19 protein-coding genes are annotated in these 22498 nt (G+C 43.1%); 13 read left to right on the plus strand and 6 right to left on the minus strand.

Annotated elements, in window-relative coordinates; genetic code table 11:
* The first annotated feature begins 40 nt into the window (after window positions 1-40).
* The 6 genes from NSB03_RS12435 to NSB03_RS12460 are packed head-to-tail and all read left to right on the plus strand — an operon-like array spanning window position 41 to window position 5366.
* Entirely contained in the window at window positions 41-784 is a 744-nt protein-coding gene (locus tag NSB03_RS12435; protein WP_065538318.1) for a polyprenol monophosphomannose synthase, read from the plus strand.
* On the plus strand, window positions 781-2118 hold the full coding sequence (locus NSB03_RS12440; RefSeq protein WP_024987664.1) for a dihydroorotase: 1338 nt from the start codon (window positions 781-783) through the stop codon (window positions 2116-2118). Before NSB03_RS12435 ends, NSB03_RS12440 begins: the two co-directional genes overlap by 4 nt.
* Before the next feature lie 25 nt (window positions 2119-2143).
* A complete protein-coding gene (locus tag NSB03_RS12445) occupies window positions 2144-3052 on the plus strand; it encodes a vitamin B12 dependent-methionine synthase activation domain-containing protein (RefSeq protein WP_135038873.1) in 909 nt (302 codons plus the stop codon).
* A 14-nt stretch (window positions 3053-3066) separates the two neighbouring features.
* A complete protein-coding gene (locus tag NSB03_RS12450; protein WP_024987665.1) occupies window positions 3067-3579 on the plus strand; it encodes an RNA polymerase sigma factor in 513 nt (170 codons plus the stop codon).
* A gap of 5 nt (window positions 3580-3584) precedes the next feature.
* The gene (locus NSB03_RS20985; RefSeq protein WP_024987666.1) at window positions 3585-4160 is read left to right on the plus strand and encodes a hypothetical protein; all 576 of its coding nucleotides are present in this window, start codon (window positions 3585-3587) and stop codon (window positions 4158-4160) included.
* A 39-nt stretch (window positions 4161-4199) separates the two neighbouring features.
* Complete coding sequence (locus tag NSB03_RS12460) at window positions 4200-5366, plus strand: metallophosphoesterase (protein WP_024987667.1); 1167 nt, start codon at window positions 4200-4202, stop codon at window positions 5364-5366.
* Here NSB03_RS12460 and NSB03_RS12465 read toward each other — a convergent pair.
* Together NSB03_RS12465 and NSB03_RS12470 are read right to left on the minus strand one after the other, a co-directional pair.
* A complete protein-coding gene (locus tag NSB03_RS12465) occupies window positions 5350-8217 on the minus strand; it encodes an AAA family ATPase (protein ID WP_024987668.1) in 2868 nt (955 codons plus the stop codon). The genes NSB03_RS12460 and NSB03_RS12465 overlap by 17 nt on opposite strands.
* Window positions 8214-9467 carry an exonuclease SbcCD subunit D C-terminal domain-containing protein gene (locus NSB03_RS12470; RefSeq protein WP_024987669.1) on the minus strand — a complete coding sequence of 418 codons (1254 nt, stop codon included), beginning with the start codon at window positions 9465-9467 and terminating at the stop codon, window positions 8214-8216. Before NSB03_RS12470 ends, NSB03_RS12465 begins: the two co-directional genes overlap by 4 nt.
* Window positions 9468-9588: 121 nt before the next feature.
* Here NSB03_RS12470 and NSB03_RS12475 point away from each other — a divergent pair, with 121 nt between their 5' ends.
* The gene (locus NSB03_RS12475; protein WP_024987670.1) at window positions 9589-10347 is read left to right on the plus strand and encodes a lysophospholipid acyltransferase family protein; all 759 of its coding nucleotides are present in this window, start codon (window positions 9589-9591) and stop codon (window positions 10345-10347) included.
* A 298-nt stretch (window positions 10348-10645) separates the two neighbouring features.
* On the opposite strand, the gene NSB03_RS12480 is transcribed toward NSB03_RS12475, so the two are convergent.
* Entirely contained in the window at window positions 10646-11380 is a 735-nt protein-coding gene (locus tag NSB03_RS12480; RefSeq protein ID WP_024987671.1) for a DUF4369 domain-containing protein, read from the minus strand.
* A gap of 158 nt (window positions 11381-11538) precedes the next feature.
* Between NSB03_RS12480 and NSB03_RS12485 the strand changes: the two genes are divergently transcribed.
* The 5 genes from NSB03_RS12485 to NSB03_RS12505 all read left to right on the plus strand — a co-directional run bounded on the left by NSB03_RS12485 (window position 11539) and on the right by NSB03_RS12505 (window position 18189).
* Window positions 11539-12786 carry an anaerobic sulfatase-maturation protein gene (locus tag NSB03_RS12485; RefSeq protein WP_135038880.1) on the plus strand — a complete coding sequence of 416 codons (1248 nt, stop codon included), beginning with the start codon at window positions 11539-11541 and terminating at the stop codon, window positions 12784-12786.
* 52 nt (window positions 12787-12838) lie between these two features.
* Window positions 12839-14998 (plus strand): S46 family peptidase, encoded by a 2160-nt coding sequence (locus tag NSB03_RS12490; RefSeq protein ID WP_024987672.1) that lies wholly within the window; start codon window positions 12839-12841, stop codon window positions 14996-14998.
* On the plus strand, window positions 14999-17158 hold the full coding sequence (locus tag NSB03_RS12495) for a S46 family peptidase (RefSeq protein WP_257466420.1): 2160 nt from the start codon (window positions 14999-15001) through the stop codon (window positions 17156-17158).
* A gap of 248 nt (window positions 17159-17406) precedes the next feature.
* Window positions 17407-17706 (plus strand): thioredoxin, encoded by a 300-nt coding sequence (trxA, locus tag NSB03_RS12500; RefSeq protein WP_024987673.1) that lies wholly within the window; start codon window positions 17407-17409, stop codon window positions 17704-17706.
* An 18-nt stretch (window positions 17707-17724) separates the two neighbouring features.
* Window positions 17725-18189: a thioredoxin family protein gene (locus tag NSB03_RS12505; RefSeq protein WP_121765299.1), complete on the plus strand. Its 465-nt coding sequence runs from the start codon at window positions 17725-17727 to the stop codon at window positions 18187-18189.
* Between the two features lie 112 nt (window positions 18190-18301).
* On the opposite strand, the gene NSB03_RS12510 is transcribed toward NSB03_RS12505, so the two are convergent.
* The 3 genes from NSB03_RS12510 to NSB03_RS12520 form a co-directional block, all read right to left on the minus strand.
* The gene (locus NSB03_RS12510; RefSeq protein WP_024987674.1) at window positions 18302-18937 is read right to left on the minus strand and encodes a SagB/ThcOx family dehydrogenase; all 636 of its coding nucleotides are present in this window, start codon (window positions 18935-18937) and stop codon (window positions 18302-18304) included.
* Window positions 18938-19033: 96 nt separating this feature from the next.
* A complete protein-coding gene (locus NSB03_RS12515) occupies window positions 19034-19591 on the minus strand; it encodes an NADH peroxidase (protein WP_007759170.1) in 558 nt (185 codons plus the stop codon).
* 22 nt (window positions 19592-19613) lie between these two features.
* On the minus strand, window positions 19614-20042 hold the full coding sequence (locus NSB03_RS12520; protein ID WP_024987675.1) for a Fur family transcriptional regulator: 429 nt from the start codon (window positions 20040-20042) through the stop codon (window positions 19614-19616).
* A gap of 395 nt (window positions 20043-20437) precedes the next feature.
* Between NSB03_RS12520 and NSB03_RS12525 the strand changes: the two genes are divergently transcribed.
* Window positions 20438-22363, plus strand: coding sequence for an NAD(+) synthase (locus NSB03_RS12525; protein ID WP_024987676.1), 1926 nt, complete (start codon window positions 20438-20440; stop codon window positions 22361-22363).
* Window positions 22364-22498 lie beyond the last annotated feature (135 nt).

The following is a 22498-nucleotide window of genomic DNA, read 5'->3' on the forward strand; positions in this document are numbered from 1 at the left end:
GAAAAAAGCTACTTTTGTTTCTAAATTTTATACTATTTATATGCAGACATCGGACAGCATCGTAATTATCCCTACCTACAACGAACGGGAGAACATAGAAAATATCATCCGAGCCGTTTTCGGACTCACCAAGACATTCCATATCCTGGTCATAGAAGACGGCTCTCCGGACGGAACGGCAGCCATCGTAAAAACCTTGCAACAAGAATTTCCCGAACGGCTTTTTATGATTGAGCGCAAAGGGAAACTGGGATTGGGCACTGCCTATATCACCGGTTTCAAATGGGCACTGGAACATGCCTACGAGTACATCTTCGAAATGGATGCCGACTTCAGCCATAATCCGAACGATTTACCCCGTTTGTATCAGGCTTGTTCGGAACAGGGTGGGGATGTATCCATCGGCTCCCGCTACATCAGCGGAGTGAACGTAGTGAACTGGCCGATGGGACGGGTGTTGATGTCGTATTTTGCCTCCAAGTATGTGAGACTTATCACGGGGATTCCCGTACACGACACCACCGCCGGATTCGTCTGTTACCGTCGTCAGGTATTGGAAACAATCGATTTGGATCATATCCGTTTTAAGGGATATGCTTTTCAGATTGAAATGAAGTTCACCGCTTACAAATGCGGATTCAAAATCATTGAAGTTCCCGTAATCTTTATCAATCGCGAATTGGGCACTTCCAAGATGAATAGCAGCATCTTTGGAGAGGCCATATTTGGTGTGATTAAATTAAAAGTAAATAGTTGGTTCCATAAATTCCCGCAAAAGTCATGAAACGTACACTGATTCAAAATGCCGTTATTGTTAACGAAGGAAGAAAAGTACTGGGTTCAGTAGTCATTGAAAATGAAAAGATAGCCGAAATACTGGTGGGTGAAGAAAAAGCAGCTTCCCCTTGTGACGAAGTCATTGATGCAAGCGGGTGTTATCTCCTGCCGGGTGTCATCGACGAACATGTTCATTTCCGTGATCCCGGACTGACTCATAAAGCAGATATTACCACCGAAAGCCATGCCGCTGCAGCAGGAGGGGTCACTTCCATCATGGACATGCCCAATACAACCCCGCAGACTACGACGCTGGAGGCTTTGGAAGAGAAATTCACCCTACTAGGTGAGAAATCAGCAGTCAACTATTCCTGCTATTTCGGAGCAACAAATACTAACTATACCCAGTTTGCACAACTGGATAAACACCGGGTTTGTGGCGTGAAGTTATTTATGGGTTCAAGCACCGGCAATATGCTGGTAGACCGGATGGCCAGCCTGCGTAATATATTCGGCGGAACCGATCTGCTTATCGCCGCCCATTGCGAAGACCAGGGAATTATCAAAGAAAATACGGATAAATATAAGAAAGAATACGGAGACGATGTACCTCTGGCTCTTCATCCGCTTCTCCGTTCGGAAGAGGCTTGCTATCGTTCGTCCGAACTGGCTGTGCAACTGGCACGGGAAACAAATGCCCGCCTGCACATCATGCATATTTCCACCGCTAAAGAGTTGAGTCTGTTTTCCAACGCTCCTCTGGCACAAAAAAGAATTACGGCAGAAGCCTGCGTTTCCCATCTACTCTTTACGGAAGAAGATTATCAGACATTGGGTGCCCGCATTAAATGTAACCCTGCCATCAAGACTGCACAAGACCGGAAAGCCTTGCAAGAGGCTGTCAACAGCGGTCTGATTGATGCCATCGCAACCGATCATGCTCCACACTTGCTTAGTGAAAAAGAAGGCGGTGCATTAAAGGCAATGTCCGGAATGCCGATGATTCAGTTCTCGCTAGTCAGCATGTTGGAATTGGCAGATAAAGGAGTGTTTACCATCGAGAAAGTGGTAGAAAAAATGGCTCATGCTCCCGCACAGATGTATGAGATACGCAACAGGGGATTCATCCGCAAAGGCTATCAGGCCGACCTGGTATTGGTACGCCCCGACTCCGAATGGACCGTTACCACAGACTGCATCTTAAGTAAATGCAAATGGAGCCCGCTGGAAGGCCATACATTCAATTGGAAGGTAGAGAAAACATTCGCAAACGGACATCTGTTATATAACAACGGAGAAATAGATGAGACTTATCGCGGACAGGAATTAAGATTCAGATAAACAGCAGCTCGCCTTCAACAGAACCATGAGTACCATTTTATCTTATAAAATACATACAGTCACTCCCTACATCAACTGGATTTACTTTTTCCACGCATGGGGGTTCCAGCCACGTTTTGCAGCCATCGCCAACATTCACGGATGTGACGTCTGCCGTGCTTCGTGGCTGACTACCTTTCCCGAAGAAGAGCGCAGCAAAGCTTCCGAGGCCATGCAACTATTCAAAGAAGCCAACCGGATGTTGGACTCTCTCGACCGAGATTATGAAGTGAAAACAATCTTCAAACTCTGCAAGGCAAATTCTGACGGGGATAATCTGCTGATTGAAAAGGGAAAAGACCAATTTATCACCTTTCCCTTGCTTCGCCAGCAGACGCCCCAAAGAGACGGTAGTCCTTTCGTTTGCCTGAGTGACTTCATCCGTCCGTTATCTTCCGGTATCCCGGATACCATAGGAGCTTTTGCCTCTTCTATTGATGCGGACATGGAAGGACTGTATGAACAGGACCCGTATAAACACTTGCTTGTACAAACCCTCTCCGACCGACTGGCAGAAGCTGCTACGGAAAAGATGCACGAATATGTACGTAAAGAAGCATGGGGATATGCCAAAGAAGAAAATCTGGGCATAGCGGATTTATTGGTCGAGAAATATCAAGGTATTCGCCCTGCCGTCGGCTACCCCTCTTTGCCCGATCAGTCCGTCAACTTCCTGCTGGACGAACTGCTGGACATGAAGCAAATAGGTATTTCGCTGACTGAGAACGGAGCCATGTATCCGCACGCTTCCGTTTGCGGACTTATGTTTGCCCACCCGTCTGCCAAGTACTTCTCCGTCGGAAAGATTGGAGAAGACCAGCTCGAAGATTACGCCCGCCGCCGGGGAAAAAGCGTGGAAAAAATCCGTAAATTCCTGGCAGCCAATTTACAATAGCAATCATAAACTCCATGAGAGAACGAACAACAGAGGCAAACAACCTTATTGAGCAAGAATTCCTGTCGGTTATCCACGAATACGAACGGGTAATCTACAAAGTGTGCTATCTGTATGCCACCCCAAATGCTCCTCTTAACGACCTATATCAGGACGTGATACTGAACCTTTGGAAAGCTTTTCCTAAATTCAGAAAGGAATGTAAAATCTCTACATGGATTTACCGCATTGCCCTTAATACCTGTATCAGCTTTTATCGAAAAGAAAAGAATGTGCCGGAAATCGTCAGCCTCACCGGAGAAATAGACCGGACCGTCGAAACACATGATCCGCTCAATGAAATGCTAAGGCAGCTCTATCGGATGATTAACCAACTGGGACAACTCGACAAATCAATAATCCTGCTCTATCTTGAGGATAAGAGTTATGAGGAAATCGCGGAAATCACCGGACTAACCGTTACGAACGTAGCGACCAAGCTAAGCCGTATCAAGGATAAACTTAAAAGAATGAAAAAGGAGGAATAAGATATATGGAATTGGAAGAACTGAAAAAATCCTGGAATGTACTTGATGAGCACTTGAAAGACAAGGTGCTTATCAAGGAGGAAGAACTTTCGAAGCTGATAGCACATGCCGGCAAAGGTATCCATGCCATTGCCAGTCTGAATATCAAACTGATTCTGATTTCTCTGCCGATATTAATCTTGTTTTTGGCGGAAGTACTGTTACACAACCGGTTGAATCCGATCTACGTCATCATTCTTCTCGCCTGGATTCCGGCACTTTGCTGGGACATCGTCACCACCCGTTTTCTCCAACGGACTCAAATAGACGAAATGCCACTTGTAGAAGTGATAAGCCGTGTCAACCGCATTCACCGGTGGACTATCAGAGAACGGTTGTTTGCCATCGCCTTTCTTCTGATACTGGCTATACTTTCATTTATCTACTGGCAGGTGTGGCAATACGGGATGGGAATGATGATCTTTTTCTTCTTGCTATGGGGTGGCGGACTCGGACTGATTCTATGGATTTACCGCAAGAAGTTCTTGAATCGTATCCACGAAATCAAAAAGAACTTACGCGAATTAAATGAGCTGATATAGACTATAACAACCTAAAATATATTAACCAAAGAGTTCAGCATGTTACAACGCTTATTCATATTCTTGTTATTACTACTGATTCTACCGGATATTTACTTGTATCTGCGTTTTATCGTCCGGCTCACAGCAAAGCGGTGGCTGCGTATCCTCTATTGGATACCAAGTGTCCTTAGTATTGCGGGAGTGCTATATCTGGTATTTTTCGCCAACAATCAGTTTTCCGAGAGCCATACACGGGATATCGGATGGTTCTCCGTCTTCTTTTTCCTATTTTCAGCTCCCAAACTATTACTGGCTCTCTGCACCGTCGTTGGGATGCCTTTCCATAAATGGCTCCGGATGCCACGTACTCCGTTTATATATACCGGAGTGACATTAGCCGTCATCTGCATCATTATGATTCTCTACGGTTCGTCCGTCGGACGCAGCCGGTTTGAAGTCAAGGAAGCCACCTACTCTTCTTCCCGGCTTCCCCAAGCTTTCGACGGATATCGTATTGTGCAACTTTCAGACATACATATCGGCAGTTGGATAGGAAACGCTTCTGCCATCGAACGAATGGTGGAGCTGGTGAATGCCCAACAGCCCGACCTTATCGTTTTCACCGGAGACTTGGTAAACCATCGAGCAGTAGAACTAGATGGATTTCAGGAAATCCTGGCACGATTGAAAGCCAAGGATGGTGTTTACTCCATATTAGGGAACCATGATTATGGTCCTTATTTCCGTTGGAAAAGCAAACAGGAACAAGATGAAAACCTGATTGATTTAGAACAAAGACAGGCTGCTATGGGATGGAAGTTATTGAATAACTCGCATACGTTTCTAGTTCAAGGAAATGACAGCATCGCACTTATCGGAGTAGAAAACGAAGGCGAGCCTCCTTTCTCCCAACATGGTGATCTCACCGGAGCAAAAGCGGGTACTGAGGGCATGTTCCAAATACTGTTAAGTCACAATCCGACACACTGGAGACGGGAAGTACTTCCCGAATCGGACGTGGACCTAATGCTGGCAGGACATACCCATGCCATGCAACTTCAATTCGGAGACTACTCTCCTTCCGTTTATATTTATCCCGAATGGAGTGGAATGTACCTGGAAGGTACACGCGGTTTGTATGTCAACGTAGGAATCGGCTATGTAGGATTGCCTTTCCGTTTCGGCGCATGGCCGGAAATAACGGTGCTTACCCTACGACGGTAAGCACACTCTTCCCGTTTACCTTTTTATGTACCTGTACCTGGACAGAAATCCGTTCACTCATCTCTTGGACATGAGAAATGACTCCGATCTTTCTTCCCTGCATTTGCAGTTGTTCCAACGCTTCCATAGCTGTCCGCAAACTTTCCGCATCCAAAGAACCGAATCCTTCATCAATAAAGAGGGATTCCACTTTCAGATTATTGCCGGATAAAGAAGACAGCCCTAATGCCAATGCAAGGGAAATCAAGAATGATTCGCCCCCGGAGAGGGAATATACAGTCCGCACCTCATCACACATGTCACAGTCTATGACCTGAAGCGCCAATGTGCCGGGAACTTGCTGCAATTTATAGCGTTTGGATAGGTAAGACAAATGTTTGTTGGCATGAAGCAGTAACAGATTCAAAGTATAACCCTGCGCGATAACCTTGAACTTCGCCCCGTCTGCGCTTCCAATCAGCTTATTTAGTTTTGCCCAACGCTCGGCTACTGATTGTTTCTCCGACAGTTCTTTAGCAATCATTTCCATTGTTGCCTTATTCTTTATCTGTTGCAGCAAACGGGCTTCAATAGCGGAAAGACTTCGTTCTGTATTGAGATTTTCGTCCTGTTGTCGCCTGATAGTTTCGGGAAGTTGTTCGGGAGATTCAATCTGTTTGTGTTGCTCTTGCAACTCTTCAACGGCCAAAGCTATCTGTTTCATTTCCCCATGCAAGCCCGAAAGGCGGTTTTGAACGGATTCTACTTCCTTGCGCGCTTGCTCCAATGCCAGATTCAGTTCTTTCTCCTTTCTCGCCACGGCTGCTTCGGCTTCATCGGCACTCTTTCCTTTTAATAAGACCGAACGTTCCTGACGAAGGACATTCAATGTGCTCTCTATCGTTGCAAACCGTTTCTGCTCGGCAGTGACTACATTTTGCAAAGTAGCCAACTGTTCTTTGGCAGACGATACTTTTTGCATTGTCAAGCGACAGAGGGAGACATTTTCACGCAGAGCCTCACAATGAGCACGCATCTTCTTTACTGCTTCGTCACAGTGTTGCCATTCTGCATATAGATTGCGGTATTCCAGAATCAGCCTTGCCAGTTCTTCCAAACGATGCTGTATCTGTTCTGCGCTGCCTGCATCAAGACCTTCCTTCTGCAATGTTGCCAATTGAACGCGCACCTGTCCTTCAATTGTCTTTTGATGCGCCAAATCACGCTGTAAAGCGATGCTCCGGTTGTTTGTCTGCCGGCACGCCGCTACGGCAGTATTATATTCCAGCTCGATGTTCTTAAAAAGAGTATCTACCACCTCTTGTTCCCGATGATAAGGATGCGATGTACTGCCGCAAACTGGACAGGCTTCGCCCTCCTGCAATTGCCGACGCAGTGCCTTCACATCTTTTCCAACCGCCATACGGGCATTTTCATAAAGCCGCTGAATGGTTTTCAAAGTGCTCTCCTGCTCTGCCAGTTGCTTGAAACAAGCTGCTGTTTCTTTCTCCAATCTTTCAATCTCAGTTTTTGCTTTCGCCTGCGTTTCGGTAAGCTGCCGGATATTCTGCTGACGCGTCCATTCTTTCTGCAACTTCACCTGCTCTTCTGCCAATGACGGATAGCCAAAAGAATTCAATCGTTCCAACCGTTCTTCGTTTGCCTTTATTCCGATATTTAATTTTTCTTCTTCCTGCCGCAAGATTATCTCCACTTGTTCAAGTTGCATAGGCTCTTCCACTCCCGTATGATTCAACAAGCGATTCAGAGATTGACAAGATGACTGCAAGTGTTCTGCAGCCATTCGCGTCTTCTTTTCCTGTTCAGCTACCTGCCCGCGGGCTGCCTGCAACATCTGTTGTGCCTGTACATATCCATCCTGTTGCGACTGTATCTGCACATCCAACTGACGTGCTTTCTTCAAATCGGGTTGTATAGCTTCCCATTGGGTCTTAAAACGCACCAGTCCTTCTTCTTGCAAAACAAGTCTTTCCATAGTTCCTTTCAACTTCACCTGTTCCCCTTGTGCTTCTTCTTGTTTCTTCTTTTGAAGTTCTTCCTGCATTTTTAATGAACGGACAACATTTAGTTGTTTATTCTGCTCTTCCAGCAGTTTAATGCCTTCTACACGCTTTTCAACCAATAATTCTTTTTCTTTCTGCAAGGCAAGCTGCTCCTCTTCCGGTATCAGTTCAATCACGCTCATTTTATTATGAACCAAAGTGACTTCTTCTTGCGCTGCCTTATTCCGAGCGAATATTTCTTGGGAGATTCGCGAATAAACGGCTGTCCCTGTCAGTTTTTCCAGCAATTCCGCCTTCGCAGCTCCTTTCGACTTCAAAAAGGTGGCAAAGTCATTCTGAGCCAACAATACGGTACGGGTAAACTGTTCATACGTCAGACCGATTAACCTGACCAATTGAGCCAACAGTTCTTTCTTGGTACCTTGATATTCTTTCTCTGTATCCAAATCTTTCACTTCCAATGTTTGTGGCTGCAAAGAACCGTTCACCTTATTTCTTGTCCGTCTCACCGACCAATGAGAACGGTAACGATGCCCGTCTATCCCTAAAAAATCAACTTCCGCATAACCGTCACTCGTTCCCCGACGCAGCAGGTTTCTGACATCGGACTGGTTTATCTGATTATCTCCTACATCTGCCAAATTCACACTTTCTGCCGAACTGGCAAACCGGGGGGCTTTATCATATAATGCCAGACACAATGCGTCTAATAAGGTAGACTTTCCTGCTCCTGTAGGTCCCGAAATAGCGAATATTCCCGCAGAATGTAACGGTTCTGATGTAAAATCGACTTCCACAGCTCCCTCTATCGAGGTTAGATTCTTTAATCGTATGGCTAATATTTTCATTTTTCGTCTTCCTCTTCTTTATGGGTGGCAGCCAAATAGGCCTCCTGAAATAATTCTGTCAACTCCTCCGGCATTTCTGCCTGATAAATCTTCTCAAATGTAGATTGTGCTATCTGTAAAGGAGACATTTCTTGCAGTCCTCTTTTCCACTCCACCTCTTCTTTTTCTGCATTTCCCTCATCACCACGATAAGTAGAGACAATACGTGCCAACCGGTAGTTTTTGTCTGCCAAAGCTTCCTCTATTTCCTGCCGGAGCATAGGTTCCGGCTCTTCTAACAATACTTTTACTTCCAAATAAGGAGCTATGCCCTCTACTGCCGGCAGTTCTTTCAATGCTTCCAATACAACTTCCGGCAATGCAGGTTCTCCATTCGGTACGCTTATCAAAGGTATTGACTTCGGACATTCGAGCCGCTCAATATCTACCGCACAACCATCATCAAAAGTCACCATCACCACTCCATGACGGTAATGTTTCTCTGCAAAAGACATCGGGATAGGACTTCCTGCATAACGTACATTCTCCCGACCGGATACCCGCTGAGCTTTATGAATATGCCCCAATGCCGTATAAGCTATCTGTTCGGAAAATGCATCTGGCGACACACATTCCAAACCTCCAATCACCGTACGTTCACTATAATCTTTCTCTGCAATTTCCGAACCGGTAGCCTGCAGATGACCGATGGCGAGAATCGACTGATTTGCTTTTCTTCGCTTCCACAATCTTTGCAAGAGCTGCGTATAAAGTTCACGTACTCCCTCTGCATACTGATTACCTTCTGTCTCCACTGCCGGGTAATCTCCCTGGCGCAAGAAAGGAACAGCCATGCAAAGCAATTCAACTTCCCCCATCCGGTTCTTCAGTTCCACACACAGATGATCGTAATCTATCTCTCCACCTTCCTGTTTGCGCACTACCCCTCTGACTTCTGTCCTCATAGCTTGCAATAAAGGCATGGGAGCTTCCAGACGTGCCGCCGAATCATGGTTGCCGGCAACAATCACTATTTGCAGGTTCGGATTCTCAGCCGTCATCCGGTAAATAAAGCGGTAATACATGCTTTGAGATGCAGCCGAAGGATTGGAAACATCAAAAACATCTCCGGCTATAACCAATGCATCAATCTCTTTCTGACGAATTTCTTCTGCCAGCCAGTTCAAAAAAGCCTCATGCTCTCCGGCACGGTCATAACCGAAGAAGGTTTGTCCGAGATGCCAGTCGGCAGTATGTAATATACGTATCATATTTTTGTAACCATCTCTATTAACATGGAGCAAAAATAACACAATCGAAAAGATAATATGGCATCTGCATCTCTTTTTTACCAATAATCATGTATATTTGCGGATGAAAAAAACCAACCCCATGAAAATACTTTATTATATTTATCAGATTTGCATCGCTTTGCCTATATTATTAGTGTTAACCATCCTCACGGCACTCGTCACTATAGTAGGTTCCCTTTTGGGTGGAGCCCACTTCTGGGGGTATCATCCGGGGAAGATATGGTCACAATTAATTTGTCTTTTCCTGTTGATTCCCGTAAAGATTCGCGGACGTGAGAAGTTGCATGATAAAACTTCCTATATTTTCGTTCCTAACCATCAGGGGTCATTCGATATATTCCTGATTTATGGTTTCATTGGAAGAAATTTTAAGTGGATGATGAAAAAAAGCCTGCGCAAACTGCCGTTCGTAGGAAAGGCTTGTGAAAGTGCAGGGCATATTTTTGTTGACCGTTCCGGTCCGAAAAAAGTATTGGAGACTATCCGGCAGGCCAAAGCATCTTTGAAAGACGGCGTTTCATTAGTCGTTTTCCCGGAAGGGGCACGTACTTTCACTGGACATATGGGATATTTCAAAAAAGGGGCTTTCCAATTGGCTGATGACTTACAGTTGGCAGTGGTGCCTGTCACTATTGATGGCTCGTTTGAAATCCTGCCACGCACAGGCAGATGGATACACCGCCACCGCATGATTCTGACGATTCATGACCCTATTCCGCCCAAAGGAAAAGGTGTGGATAATATCAAGGCAACTATGGCAGAGGCCTATGCCGCAGTTGAAAGTGCACTGCCCGAAAAACATAAGGGTATGGTGACAAACGAAGATCAAGACCGGTAGTATACATATAAATGTGGGGATACTCACGTCCCCCCACATTCCTAACCAGTTTTTATGCATCAAATTATTAAAACTAGAAATTTAGATATTTTGATAAGTTACGATTTGGTTGGAAATCATTCGGAATAACCAGAACGCCAAGCCCATAATCTCCTACTACAATCACCCATTAGACAACTTACCTCTCAAAGCACCTTCTCTTATGGCAAGTAATGAACGAAAAGCCGATATATAGCGAAATAGTCGTTTTCATTTTACTTGAGTTTTGCACAAAAATACACACAAGAAACTCAAGAGTCTACTTATCTGTGGAAGTATTCTGTTCCAAACGTTGATGTTCTTCTATCAATTTCATATTTTCTTTTGCTTTGGAAAGGAATTCCCGCACAAGTTTATTACTTTTAAAAGAATAAGGGGCATCTTTTATAATATCGTCTATCTGAGGAGTCATGACAGGATATGGCAACGAACTGCAAAGCATCATAAATACGCTTGGTCCCAGCACATTCTCATAATTAGTTGAAATGAATTTCTTTATGTATTGGTTCATTTCATTCATCAATGAGTCTCCTTTTACCATCAACTGTGAGTGAATTTCTTCCAGATTACCGCCATCCATCACCATGCGGGTTTCTTCCTGTTCCAATTCACTTATACTTTCTTCCAGCTGGTTTCTTTTGCCAATGAATTCATACAACGCTGCATTCAGAGGAGTTCCTACTGCTTTTAGTTCCGAATTGCTGATAGTTACCGTGATTTTACCATTTTCCAGAACAATCGGCATAATGCTTTCGCTATCCATATAAAGCGTCACCATCTGTACTGAATCAATTTTACCTTTCATTGAAAATAGTCCATGCACCACTTCAGCAGAATCCAGTTTCACCCACTCACCATCGTTCAGGGATTTAAGATATAACATTTTTCCATCCAGACTATTCACTGAAGATGTTCCTTCAATCTTATACTTGCTGGTGCAAGAAGCCAAAAACGGAAGCAAAAGTAAAAAAGACAAAATTTTATTCACGTTCATCTATTCATTAAAATTCTGAGTGCAAAGGTACAACCGATTCAGATTTCAAGGAAACATTTTATCAATATTTAAATCTTGTAAGTCTCTTTTCTTTAATAATCCTTATAAACATACGTCTGAGGGACTTTTTTTCATTTAGTTTATCTAATTTTGCAGCCATGAAAACATCGACTTATGCCCCATTTGCCAAACCGCTTTATGTGATGGTAAAGCCAGTAGGTGCCGTATGCAACCTTGCATGCGATTATTGCTACTATCTGGAGAAGGCCCATCTATACAAAGACAATCCGAAACACGTAATGAGCGATGAACTTCTCGAAAAGTTTATTGACGAGTATATTAACTCCCAGACCATGCCTCAGGTGCTTTTCACCTGGCACGGGGGAGAAACGCTGATGCGTCCGCTCTCTTTCTACAAGAAGGCTATGGAACTGCAAAAGAAATACGCCCGCGGACGTACAATCGACAATTGCATCCAGACCAACGGTACAATGCTCACCGATGAATGGTGCCAGTTCTTTCACGACAACAACTGGCTGGTAGGAGTTTCAATCGACGGGCCACAGGAATTCCACGATGAATACCGCAAAAACAAGATGGGAAAACCTTCTTTCGTGAAGGTGATGCAAGGTATCAATCTTCTGAAAAAGCATAAAGTGGAATGGAACGCAATGGCTGTTGTTAATGACTTCAATGCCGACTATCCTTTGGATTTCTACCATTTCTTCAAAGAAATAGATTGCCATTATATACAGTTTGCCCCTATTGTAGAGCGCATCCTTCCGCATCAGGACGGACGCCATCTCGCCTCTCTCGCCGAAAACAAGGAAGGAACACTGGCTGACTTTTCAATCACGCCCGAACAGTGGGGGAATTTTCTTTGTAGTCTTTTCGATGAATGGGTAAAAGAAGACGTAGGCAACTACTACATACAGATATTCGATTCTACACTCGCCAATTGGATGGGTGAACAACCCGGTGTGTGCTCCATGGCAAAAACCTGCGGACACGCCGGCGTCATGGAATTCAACGGAGACGTCTACTCTTGCGACCATTTTGTGTTTCCCGAATATAAACTGGGAAATATCTACAGCCAGACTCTTGTGGAGATGATGCACAGCGAACGCCAGCATAATTTCGGTAATATGAAATACCAGTCTCTCCCAACCCAATGCAAGGAATGTGAATTCCTCTTTGCCTGCAACGGTGAATGTCCGAAGAATCGCTTCAGCCGAACATCGGAAGGCGAACCCGGATTGAATTACTTATGCAAAGGATACTACCAGTTCTTCAAACATGTAGCCCCATATATGGATTTCATGAAAAACGAGCTGATGAACCAACGCCCGCCGGCAAATATCATGGAAGCTTTAAAAAACGGGAAATTGAAAGTGGAGAGCAGGTAGTGAAATACGGAACATATTAACAATCAAATATTTAATTTTTATCACTGAATACATGAATAGACTAAGACTTTATTTATTGGCGCTGACTGCGCTGATCGTATGTTCCGCCAAGGCGGATGAAGGAATGTGGTTATTGCAACTGATGCAACAGCAACATTCTATTGATATGATGAAGAAACAAGGTTTGAAGTTGGAAGCCCAAGATTTATATAACCCTAATGGTGTCTCCCTAAAGGATGCTGTCGGTATATTCGGTGGCGGATGTACAGGAGAAATCATCTCACCAGAAGGCTTGATTCTGACAAACCATCACTGTGGTTATGCTTCTATCCAACAACATAGTAGCGTCGAGCATGATTATCTGACAGACGGTTTTTGGGCTACTTCCAGAGATAAGGAGCTTCCTACTCCGGGATTGAAATTCACATTTATCGAACGTATTGAGGACATTACCGATATTGTCAATGCTAAAGTTGCCGCCAAAGAAATCACGGAGTCCGAATCATTCACAGGTGCGTTTCTTCAAAAACTGGCAGAGGAGCTTTACTCCAAAAGTGTTCTGAAAGACAAAAAAGGAATTGTGCCACAAGCACTTCCTTTTTATGCCGGAAACAAATTCTACCTGTTTTATAAGAAGATATACCCGGATGTACGTATGGTTGCCGCACCGCCTTCTTCTATCGGCAAATTCGGCGGCGAAACGGACAACTGGATGTGGCCTCGCCACACGGGCGACTTCTCCATGTTCCGTATCTATGCAGATGCTAACGGCGAACCGGCAGAATACAGCGCTTCCAATACACCATTGAAAACTAAAAAACATTTGTCTGTCTCCATCAAAGGCCTGAAAGAAGGAGACTACGCAATGATTATGGGATTCCCCGGAAGTACAAGCCGTTATCTGACCGTATCGGAAGTAAAAGAACGCATGGAATCTGAAAACGAACCGCGTATCCGTATCCGGGATGCCCGCCTGGCAGTCCTAAAAGAAGTAATGAATGCCAGCGACAAAATCCGTATCCAATATGCCAACAAGTACGCAGGCTCCAGCAACTACTGGAAGAACTCTATCGGAATGAACAAAGCGATTATCGATAATGATGTACTCGGCACAAAAGCTGCCCAAGAAACTAAATTCGCGGAATTTGCCAAAGAAAAGAACAACACCGAATATGCAGAGGTAGTAAAGAAGATAGATGACTTGGTAGCTAAAACAGCTCCTCTCAACTATCAGTTCACTTGCCTGAGAGAAACATTCTTCGGAGCTATTGAATTCGGCAGCACTCTGCTATCCAAAACACGGGAAGCACTGGTAGAAAAGAATGACTCTTTAATTAAGGTACGCATAGAAGCCTTGAAAGATACATATGACGGTATTCATAATAAAGACTACGACCATGAAGTAGACCGCAAAGTAGCAAAAGTTCTTTTCCCACTATATGCAGAAATGATTCCGGCCGACCAACGTCCGTCTATCTATAAGGTTATCGAACAGAAATACAAGGGTGACTATGACAAGTTTATCGACGACATGTATGATAACTCCATCTTTGCCAACAGTGAAAACTTTGAGAAGTTTATCAAAAAGCCGACAGTGAAAGCTATCGACAATGACCTTGCTTTGCAATACTGCCAATCCAAATACGAATTGTTCGAGCAAATAGTTTCACAACTGAAAGATATGGATAAGGAACTGGCTTTGCTGCACAAAACATACATTCGTGGTCTTGGCGATATGAAATTACCCGTACCTTCTTACCCGGATGCCAACTTTACGATTCGCCTGACTTACGGCAACGTGAAACCTTATGATCCGAAAGACGGCGTACACTACAACTATTACACTACAACTAAAGGAATTCTTGAGAAAGAGAACCCGGAAGACCGTGAGTTCGTAGTGCCTGCCAAACTGAAAGAACTGATAGAAAAGAAGGATTACGGACGTTATGCTTTGCCGAACGGTGATATGCCGGTTTGCTTCTTGTCTACCAATGACATCACAGGTGGCAACTCCGGCAGCCCGGTATTGAATGAAAACGGAGAATTGATAGGTTGTGCCTTCGACGGTAACTGGGAATCGTTGAGCGGTGATATCAACTTTGACAATAACCTGCAACGTTGCATTAACCTGGATATCCGTTATGTCCTGTTCATCCTTGAGAAATTAGGCAATTGCGGGCATCTGATTAACGAAATGACAATTGTAGAATAAATGAGAAAACAAATCCTATTTGCTATATTTTCACTGGCAACTCTCAGCATCCACGCCGACGAAGGCATGTGGATGCTGACTGACCTGAAAACGCAGAATGCAGTTGCCATGCGTGAACTCGGTCTGGAGATTCCTGTCGAGGAAGTATACAACACAAACGGACTTTCCCTGAAAGATGCGGTTGTGCATTTTGGTCGTGGATGTACGGGAGAAGTCATCTCCTCCGAAGGACTGGTTCTGACCAACCATCATTGCGGCTATGGAGCTATCCAACAGCACAGCAATGTAGAGCACGATTATCTGACAGAAGGTTTTTGGGCTATGAACCGCGATGCGGAGCTTCCCACTCCAGGACTAACTGTCACATACATCGACCGGATTCTCGATGTAACCAGCTATGTCAATGAACAGCTAAAGAAAGACCCGGATCCAGATGGTGTCAATTACCTGTCACCAAGCTATCTTAGCAAAGTAGCTGACCGTTTTGCCAAAGCTGAGAATATAGAAGTTACCCCTGCAACTACGTTGGAACTTAAAGCTTTCTATGGCGGTAACAAATACTATATGTTCATCAAGACAGTGTACAGCGACATTCGTATGGTAGGTGCCCCTCCTTCTTCAATTGGTAAGTTCGGAGCTGACACAGACAACTGGATGTGGCCGCGTCACACGGGTGACTTTTCTCTTTTCCGCATTTACGCAGACAAGGATGGGAAACCTGCGGCATATTCAAAGGATAATGTTCCTTTGAAAGTAAAGAAACATCTCACTATCAGCCTTGCCGGAGTACAGGAAGGTGATTTCACTTTTGTCATGGGATTCCCCGGACGCAACTGGCGATATATGATTTCCGACGAAGTGGAAGAACGTATGCAGACCACCAACTTCATGCGTCATCATGTGCGTGGAGCCCGCCAGAAAGTACTTATGGAACAAATGCTGAAAGACCCTGCCATACGTATTCACTATGCCAGCAAGTATGCATCATCTGCCAATTATTGGAAAAATGCCATCGGCATGAATGAAGGGCTGGTACGTCTCAATGTATTGGACACCAAACGTATACAACAAGAAGAACTTTTGGCACGTGGACGTGAAAAGGGAGATGATTCTTATCAAAAAGCCTTTGATGAAATTCGCTCTATCGTAGCTCACCGCCGTGACGCTCTCTACCATCAGCAGGCTATTAATGAAGCATTAGTGACTGCCCTTGATTTTATGCGTATTCCTTCTACAATGGAAATGGTTACTGCCTTGAAATCAAAAGACAAAGAGAAAATCAAGGAAGCCACCCAAAAGCTAAAAAAAGAGGGTGAAAAATACTTTGCCTCTGTCCCTTTTCCGGAAGTAGAAAAAATGGTCGGCAAAGAGATGTTGAAAACATATGCCAATTATATTCCGGCAGAACAGCGGATTAACATCTTTAAAATTATCAACTCCCGCTTTAAAGGAAATATTGACGCATTTGTCGACGAGTGTTTTGAACATTCCATCTTCGGTAATCCTAAGAATTTTGAGAAATTTATCAAAAAGCCGAGCCTATATAAAATAGGACACGACTGGATGGTATTATTCAAATATTCCATTACCGACGGAATACTGAGGACTGCTATTGCCATGAAAGAAGCGAATCAGAACTATGATGCTGCCCATAAAGTATGGGTGAAAGGTATGATGGATATGAAACAGGAAAAAGGTATTCCTATCTACCCGGATGCAAACTCTACTTTACGGTTGACATACGGTCAAGTACTTTCTTATGAGCCATTTGATGGTGCTGTTTATAATACCCATACCACCCTCAAAGGAGTAATGGAGAAAGAAGATCAAGAAAACTGGGAGTTTGTTGTCCCCCAAAAACTGAAAGAGCTATATGCTGCCAAAGCCTATGGACGCTATGGAAAAAACGGTGAAATGCCTGTTTGCTTTATTGTAAACACCGACAATACAGGCGGAAACTCCGGTAGTCCTGTTTTCAATGGTAAAGGCCAGCTGGTAGGAACTGCTTTCGACCGTAACTTTGAAGGGTTGACGGGCGACATTGCTTTCCGTCCTTCATCACAGCGTGCCGCCTGTGTCGATATTCGCTATACACTCTTTATCATAGATAAATTTGCGGGAGCTTCCCATATCATTGACGAATTGACTATTGCGGAATAATTAGAAATATCATTCATAAAGAAGAAATGGATAATGAAGCCTGATTCGCTCATTATCCATTTTTCTTTTGTTCGTACCTTCATTTTATATTTTTCGGAATGCAAAGTTCCCTCTTTCACATTACAAGATAATGTCTCCAAAATTACTATTTCATGAACAAAAACAGCTTTTTCCCGTTATATTAATAAAATAGAATTTATATTTGCAGTCCTCAATGGCTGCCATTTAACTTTAAGAAAGGAAAGATTATGGAAAAGTTTGAAGATTTGATAAAGTCACCGGTACCCGTTTTGGTTGATTTCTTTGCTGAATGGTGCGGACCTTGTAAAGCAATGAAACCCGTTCTGGAAGAACTGAAATTAGTTGTAGGTGACAAAGCCCGGATTGTAAAAATAGACGTTGACCAGCATGAAGAACTGGCTACTAAATATCGTATACAGGCCGTACCTACCTTTATAGTATTCAAGAATGGGGAAGCGGTGTGGAGACATTCCGGCGTAATCCATAGCAGCGAACTGCAAGGGGTTATCGAGAAACACTATACATAAAAAGATAAAGATAACCGAATGAAGAAAGTATTAGTAATGGTGGCTCTTGTCATGGTAAGCGTGATTGTGTATGCTTTCAATGATAAAGCAGAAACCAATCAAAGTAAAAAAGAGGCAATAGGTAACGGTAAAGTCGTCGTAATGAACAAGGAAATGTTTCTGAAAGACGTCTTCGATTATGAAAAATCAAAGAAATGGAAATACAAAGGCGACAAGCCTGCCATCATCGACTTATATGCCGATTGGTGTGGACCTTGTCGCCAGACAGCTCCTATCATGAAAGAATTGGCAAAGGAATATGCAGGGAAAATTATCATCTACAAAGTAAATGTAGATAAGCAGAAAGAGCTGGCAGCCTTGTTCAACGCAACAAGTATTCCATTGTTCGTATTCATCCCCATGAACGGAGATCCACAGCTTTTCCGTGGGGCTGCTGACAAAGCAACCTACAAGAAAGCAATCGATGATTTTTTATTGAAGTAAAAAAGGGAAAAATATAGTGACGCTATCCGGTAAGGATAGTGACGCTATAACAAGTAAATAGTGACGGTATCCCGCAAGGATAGCGTCACTATTTTTATATACTTATCGACCCTTATTTAAAATATCCTACAGGATGGTTCATCATAGGAACCTGTGTATCTTTCAGCTTCAGCACTTTCTTCAACTGATTATTATCCATCGATGCACGTGGCACTGTAGCCAAATTTGCTGCAGAACAGAAAATTGAAATATTCTGTGAAACGATACCTGCATCCATAGCCCCCATCAACTGAGTATGTGCATTTTTCGTATCTCCAAAACGGGAGAGGTTGCTAATCAGCACTAAAGAAACCGGAGCCGATTTCACAAAAGCCTGTCCACCTGCCACTGCCCCTCGATAATCTCCTTCAACTATCAGATTCAACTGGTGATTCTTCGCATCATACAAATAACTACCTTCCGGCAACACTACATATACGTCAACATCCTGCTTGTTCAAAGCCGATGGAGCCGTCCGTTTACCCGAATCTTTCCGATTGACACCATTAGCAGCCCACAACAAATCCGACAAGTCAGTCAGATTCAATGTTTTTGAAGCAAACTCTCTGGTTGAGTGACGTTCGGACAACGCTTTCATAACCGTACCTGTACGGTTCAGATTAGGTTGCGGCAACTTTATCACTTTATCTGCAGCAAAAGCAGCAGCCGAAAGCACTAAACAAACTAACAATAGTTGTACTCTTTTCATAACTGTGGTATTAAAAGTTAATAAGCAAATATAAACAAAAAGGTCTGCATTCATTTTTAAATACAGACCTTTTAAGAGTGTTATTATAAGGTTTGATTATTTATCGCCGAAATAACGGTTATACAGACCTTCGAAACCTTTACCGTGACGAGCTTCGTCCTTGCACATTTCGTGTACAGTGTCATGGATAGCATCCAAGTTCAAAGCTTTAGCACGAGTTGCAATACGTTTCTTGTCTTCGCATGCACCTTGCTCAGCATCTTTACGTTTCTGCAGGTTTGTTTTAGTATCCCAAACACAGTCGCCCAGCAATTCTGCAAATTTAGCAGCATGTTCAGCTTCTTCCCAAGCGTAGCGTTTGAAAGCCTCAGCCACTTCAGGATAACCTTCACGGTCTGCCTGACGGCTCATGGCCAGATACATACCAACTTCAGTACATTCGCCCATGAAGTGATTGTTCAGGTCCTTAATCATTTCTTCGTCGCAACCTTTTGCAACACCGATAACGTGTTCGTCAGCAAAAGACAATGCACCACCTTCTACTTCAACAACTTCTACGAACTTGCTGGCAGGAGCTTTACACAAAGGACATTTCTCAGGAGCTGCGTCACCTTCATAAACGTAACCGCATACAGTACATCTAAATTTTTTCATTTTCTTCTCAATTTTAAATTAATTAGTCAATACGTGTTTCTTTATCTTTTCTCAAGCAATTCTTACATATGCCTTTATAATAATAATGCATTTCCGATACCTGATGTCCGTCCATCTCCAAACTTTCCACTTTTTTTATCGCTTCCGGACATTGCAAATCATAAATGTGTCCGCAACGTTTGCAAAGAAAATGGGAATGAATGGATGTATCCGCATCAAAATTAGTATTTTTCTCATCAATCGTAAGCATCTGAGCCGCTCCTTGTTCTGAAAACAGTTTCAAAGTATTGTAAACTGTCGTCTTTGAAAGTGTAGGCATCGAAGGAGACAATGCTGTATATATATCATCAGCCGACGGATGGATAGGATGCTCCATCAAATATTGCATGATAGCAATACGCTGCATCGAAGGCTTTATATTATGTTCTAATAATCTTTCGTACGGTTTCATTATTTACCCCTTTTTTTCAAAGTTGTATTCATTACAATTATAAATCTAATGCAAAGATAGAAAGGCTTTATTGGATTTCCAAATATTTTCAAGTTTTTTTTAGAAAGATTCAAATCAACTGCATAAATACCTGTATCGTTGTAACATGAAATTTAAATCTATCATATCTTTTTATCACCATTTAAAGAGGATATAAATAATATTAGATTATAAACACAAACAAAGTTACAAACAGTCACACACTTATCTTTCATTTTGAAAGTCCATTCAATTGTTTAAACAACAGTAACACTCTTGATGTAAAAGCCCCTATTGAAAGGATTCACTGCTGAAAAGATAAATATTCAAAACTATTTTCCTATTTTTGCATCCACTATATATAAATAAAGTATAAGATGAACTACGGATTCGTAAAAGTAGCAGCAGCTGTGCCACACGTGAAAGTGGCTGACTGTAAATTCAATGTAGAGAGAATAGAAAGTCTGATTGCAGTGGCCGAAGGAAAGGGAGTGCAAATCATAATCTTCCCGGAAATGAGTATTACCGGATATACTTGTGGCGACTTGTTCGGACAGCAGCTTTTATTGGAAGAAGCAGAAATGGGAGTCATGCAGATTCTGAATAACACACGCCAGTTGGATATTATCTCCATTGTTGGTATGCCGATAGTTGTCAATTCGACAGTTATCAACGGGGCTGTAGTTATTCAAAAAGGAAAAGTATTAGGTATTGCAGCCAAAACTTATCTCCCCAATTATAAAGAGTTTTATGAGCAGCGTTGGTTCACTTCTGCCCTACAGCTCACAACAGAGAACGTACGTTTGTGCGGACAAATTGTTCCCATAGGCGCAAACCTACTTTTTGAAACTTCAGATACCACTTTCGGAATTGAGGTTTGTGAAGACCTTTGGTCTACAATTCCTCCCAGCTCCTCACTTGCACTACAAGGAGCAGAAATTCTATTTAATATGTCGGCAGACAATGAAGGTATCGGAAAACATAATTATCTGTGTTCTCTTATCAGTCAGCAATCTGCACGCTGCATCGCGGGATATGTATTCTCATCTTGCGGCTTCGGTGAGTCTACTACTGATGTAGTTTTCGCAGGAAATGGATTGATTTACGAGAACGGCAGTCTACTTGCATGCAGTGAACGTTTCAGCATGAAAGAACAACTTATTATCAGTGAGATTGATGTAGAACGCATACGTGCAGAACGTAGAATCAATACGACTTTCGCTGCTAACCAAGCTAATTCAGGAGATAAAAAAGCCGTTTCGATTGCTACGGAATTTGTAAATAGCAAAGAACTGACACTAACCCGGAGTTTCAATCCGCACCCTTTTGTCCCACAAGGGAAAGAGTTAAACGAACACTGTGAAGACGTTTTTTCTATTCAAGTAGCAGGACTGGCACAACGCCTCGTTCATACCGGAGCTAAGACTGCTGTAATCGGTATTTCCGGGGGATTGGATTCAACACTGGCATTACTTGTTTGTGTGAAGACTTTCGACAAACTGGGATTATCCAGAAAAGGAATTCTTGGCATTACAATGCCCGGCTTCGGAACCACTGACCGGACTTACCACAATGCTATCGACTTAATGAAATCATTGGGAATATCTATCCGCGAAATCAGTATCAAAGATGCCTGTATACAGCATTTCAAAGATATAGAGCACGATATAAATGTACATGACGTCACTTATGAGAACTCACAAGCGCGCGAACGTACACAAATATTAATGGATATCGCCAACCAGACTTGGGGAATGGTAGTAGGCACAGGTGACTTATCCGAACTCGCTTTGGGATGGGCAACCTACAATGGAGACCATATGTCAATGTACGGTGTCAATGCAAGCGTGCCCAAAACACTCGTTAAATATCTGGTGCAGTGGGTGGCAGAAAATGGTGTAGATGAGAATTCAAAAGCGACTTTACTTGATATAGTGGATACACCTATCAGCCCGGAATTGATTCCTGCTGATGAAAATGGAGATATCCAACAAAAAACGGAAGATTTGGTAGGACCTTACGAGTTGCATGACTTCTTCCTTTATTATTTCCTGCGTTTTGGTTTCCGTCCGGCAAAGATTTATTATCTGGCAAATATCGCATTCAAAGGCAGTTATAATGAAGAGACAATTAAGAAATGGTTATTCATTTTCTTCCGTCGTTTCTTCAATCAACAGTTTAAACGTTCTTGTCTGCCTGATGGTCCGAAAGTTGGTAGTATTTCTATTAGTCCGAGAGGAGATTGGCGAATGCCGAGTGATGCCAGTTCGGCGATGTGGCTTAAAGAAATAGAAAACTTATAATCTTCTTTATAGAGAGTTTATTTTGGCAGGCATTTCTGTCTGCCAAATTTTTGTATTTATTTTAAGAGCCTGTTTAAATTCTCTTCAGTCATAATTTTATAGCTGATATTTCAACTTACCCCGGCTCTTCTTGTC

It is taken from the genome of Bacteroides acidifaciens, from assembly GCF_024623065.1.
In the GTDB taxonomy this organism is placed as follows: domain Bacteria; phylum Bacteroidota; class Bacteroidia; order Bacteroidales; family Bacteroidaceae; genus Bacteroides; species Bacteroides acidifaciens.

Excerpts from the sequence above, each read along its gene's own strand:
- NSB03_RS12435 (WP_065538318.1), top strand. The coding sequence starts at position 41 with ATGCAGACATCGGACAGCATCGTAATTATCCCTACCTACAACGAACGG.
- NSB03_RS12440 (WP_024987664.1), top strand. The coding sequence starts at position 781 with ATGAAACGTACACTGATTCAAAATGCCGTTATTGTTAACGAAGGAAGA.
- NSB03_RS12445 (WP_135038873.1), top strand. The coding sequence starts at position 2,144 with ATGAGTACCATTTTATCTTATAAAATACATACAGTCACTCCCTACATC.
- NSB03_RS12450 (WP_024987665.1), top strand. The coding sequence starts at position 3,067 with ATGAGAGAACGAACAACAGAGGCAAACAACCTTATTGAGCAAGAATTC.
- NSB03_RS20985 (WP_024987666.1), top strand. The coding sequence starts at position 3,585 with ATGGAATTGGAAGAACTGAAAAAATCCTGGAATGTACTTGATGAGCAC.
- NSB03_RS12460 (WP_024987667.1), top strand. The coding sequence starts at position 4,200 with ATGTTACAACGCTTATTCATATTCTTGTTATTACTACTGATTCTACCG.
- NSB03_RS12465 (WP_024987668.1), bottom strand. The coding sequence starts at position 8,217 with ATGAAAATATTAGCCATACGATTAAAGAATCTAACCTCGATAGAGGGA.
- NSB03_RS12470 (WP_024987669.1), bottom strand. The coding sequence starts at position 9,467 with ATGATACGTATATTACATACTGCCGACTGGCATCTCGGACAAACCTTC.
- NSB03_RS12475 (WP_024987670.1), top strand. The coding sequence starts at position 9,589 with ATGAAAATACTTTATTATATTTATCAGATTTGCATCGCTTTGCCTATA.
- NSB03_RS12480 (WP_024987671.1), bottom strand. The coding sequence starts at position 11,380 with ATGAACGTGAATAAAATTTTGTCTTTTTTACTTTTGCTTCCGTTTTTG.
- NSB03_RS12485 (WP_135038880.1), top strand. The coding sequence starts at position 11,539 with ATGAAAACATCGACTTATGCCCCATTTGCCAAACCGCTTTATGTGATG.
- NSB03_RS12490 (WP_024987672.1), top strand. The coding sequence starts at position 12,839 with ATGAATAGACTAAGACTTTATTTATTGGCGCTGACTGCGCTGATCGTA.
- NSB03_RS12495 (WP_257466420.1), top strand. The coding sequence starts at position 14,999 with ATGAGAAAACAAATCCTATTTGCTATATTTTCACTGGCAACTCTCAGC.
- trxA (WP_024987673.1), top strand. The coding sequence starts at position 17,407 with ATGGAAAAGTTTGAAGATTTGATAAAGTCACCGGTACCCGTTTTGGTT.
- NSB03_RS12505 (WP_121765299.1), top strand. The coding sequence starts at position 17,725 with ATGAAGAAAGTATTAGTAATGGTGGCTCTTGTCATGGTAAGCGTGATT.
- NSB03_RS12510 (WP_024987674.1), bottom strand. The coding sequence starts at position 18,937 with ATGAAAAGAGTACAACTATTGTTAGTTTGTTTAGTGCTTTCGGCTGCT.
- NSB03_RS12515 (WP_007759170.1), bottom strand. The coding sequence starts at position 19,591 with ATGAAAAAATTTAGATGTACTGTATGCGGTTACGTTTATGAAGGTGAC.
- NSB03_RS12520 (WP_024987675.1), bottom strand. The coding sequence starts at position 20,042 with ATGAAACCGTACGAAAGATTATTAGAACATAATATAAAGCCTTCGATG.
- NSB03_RS12525 (WP_024987676.1), top strand. The coding sequence starts at position 20,438 with ATGAACTACGGATTCGTAAAAGTAGCAGCAGCTGTGCCACACGTGAAA.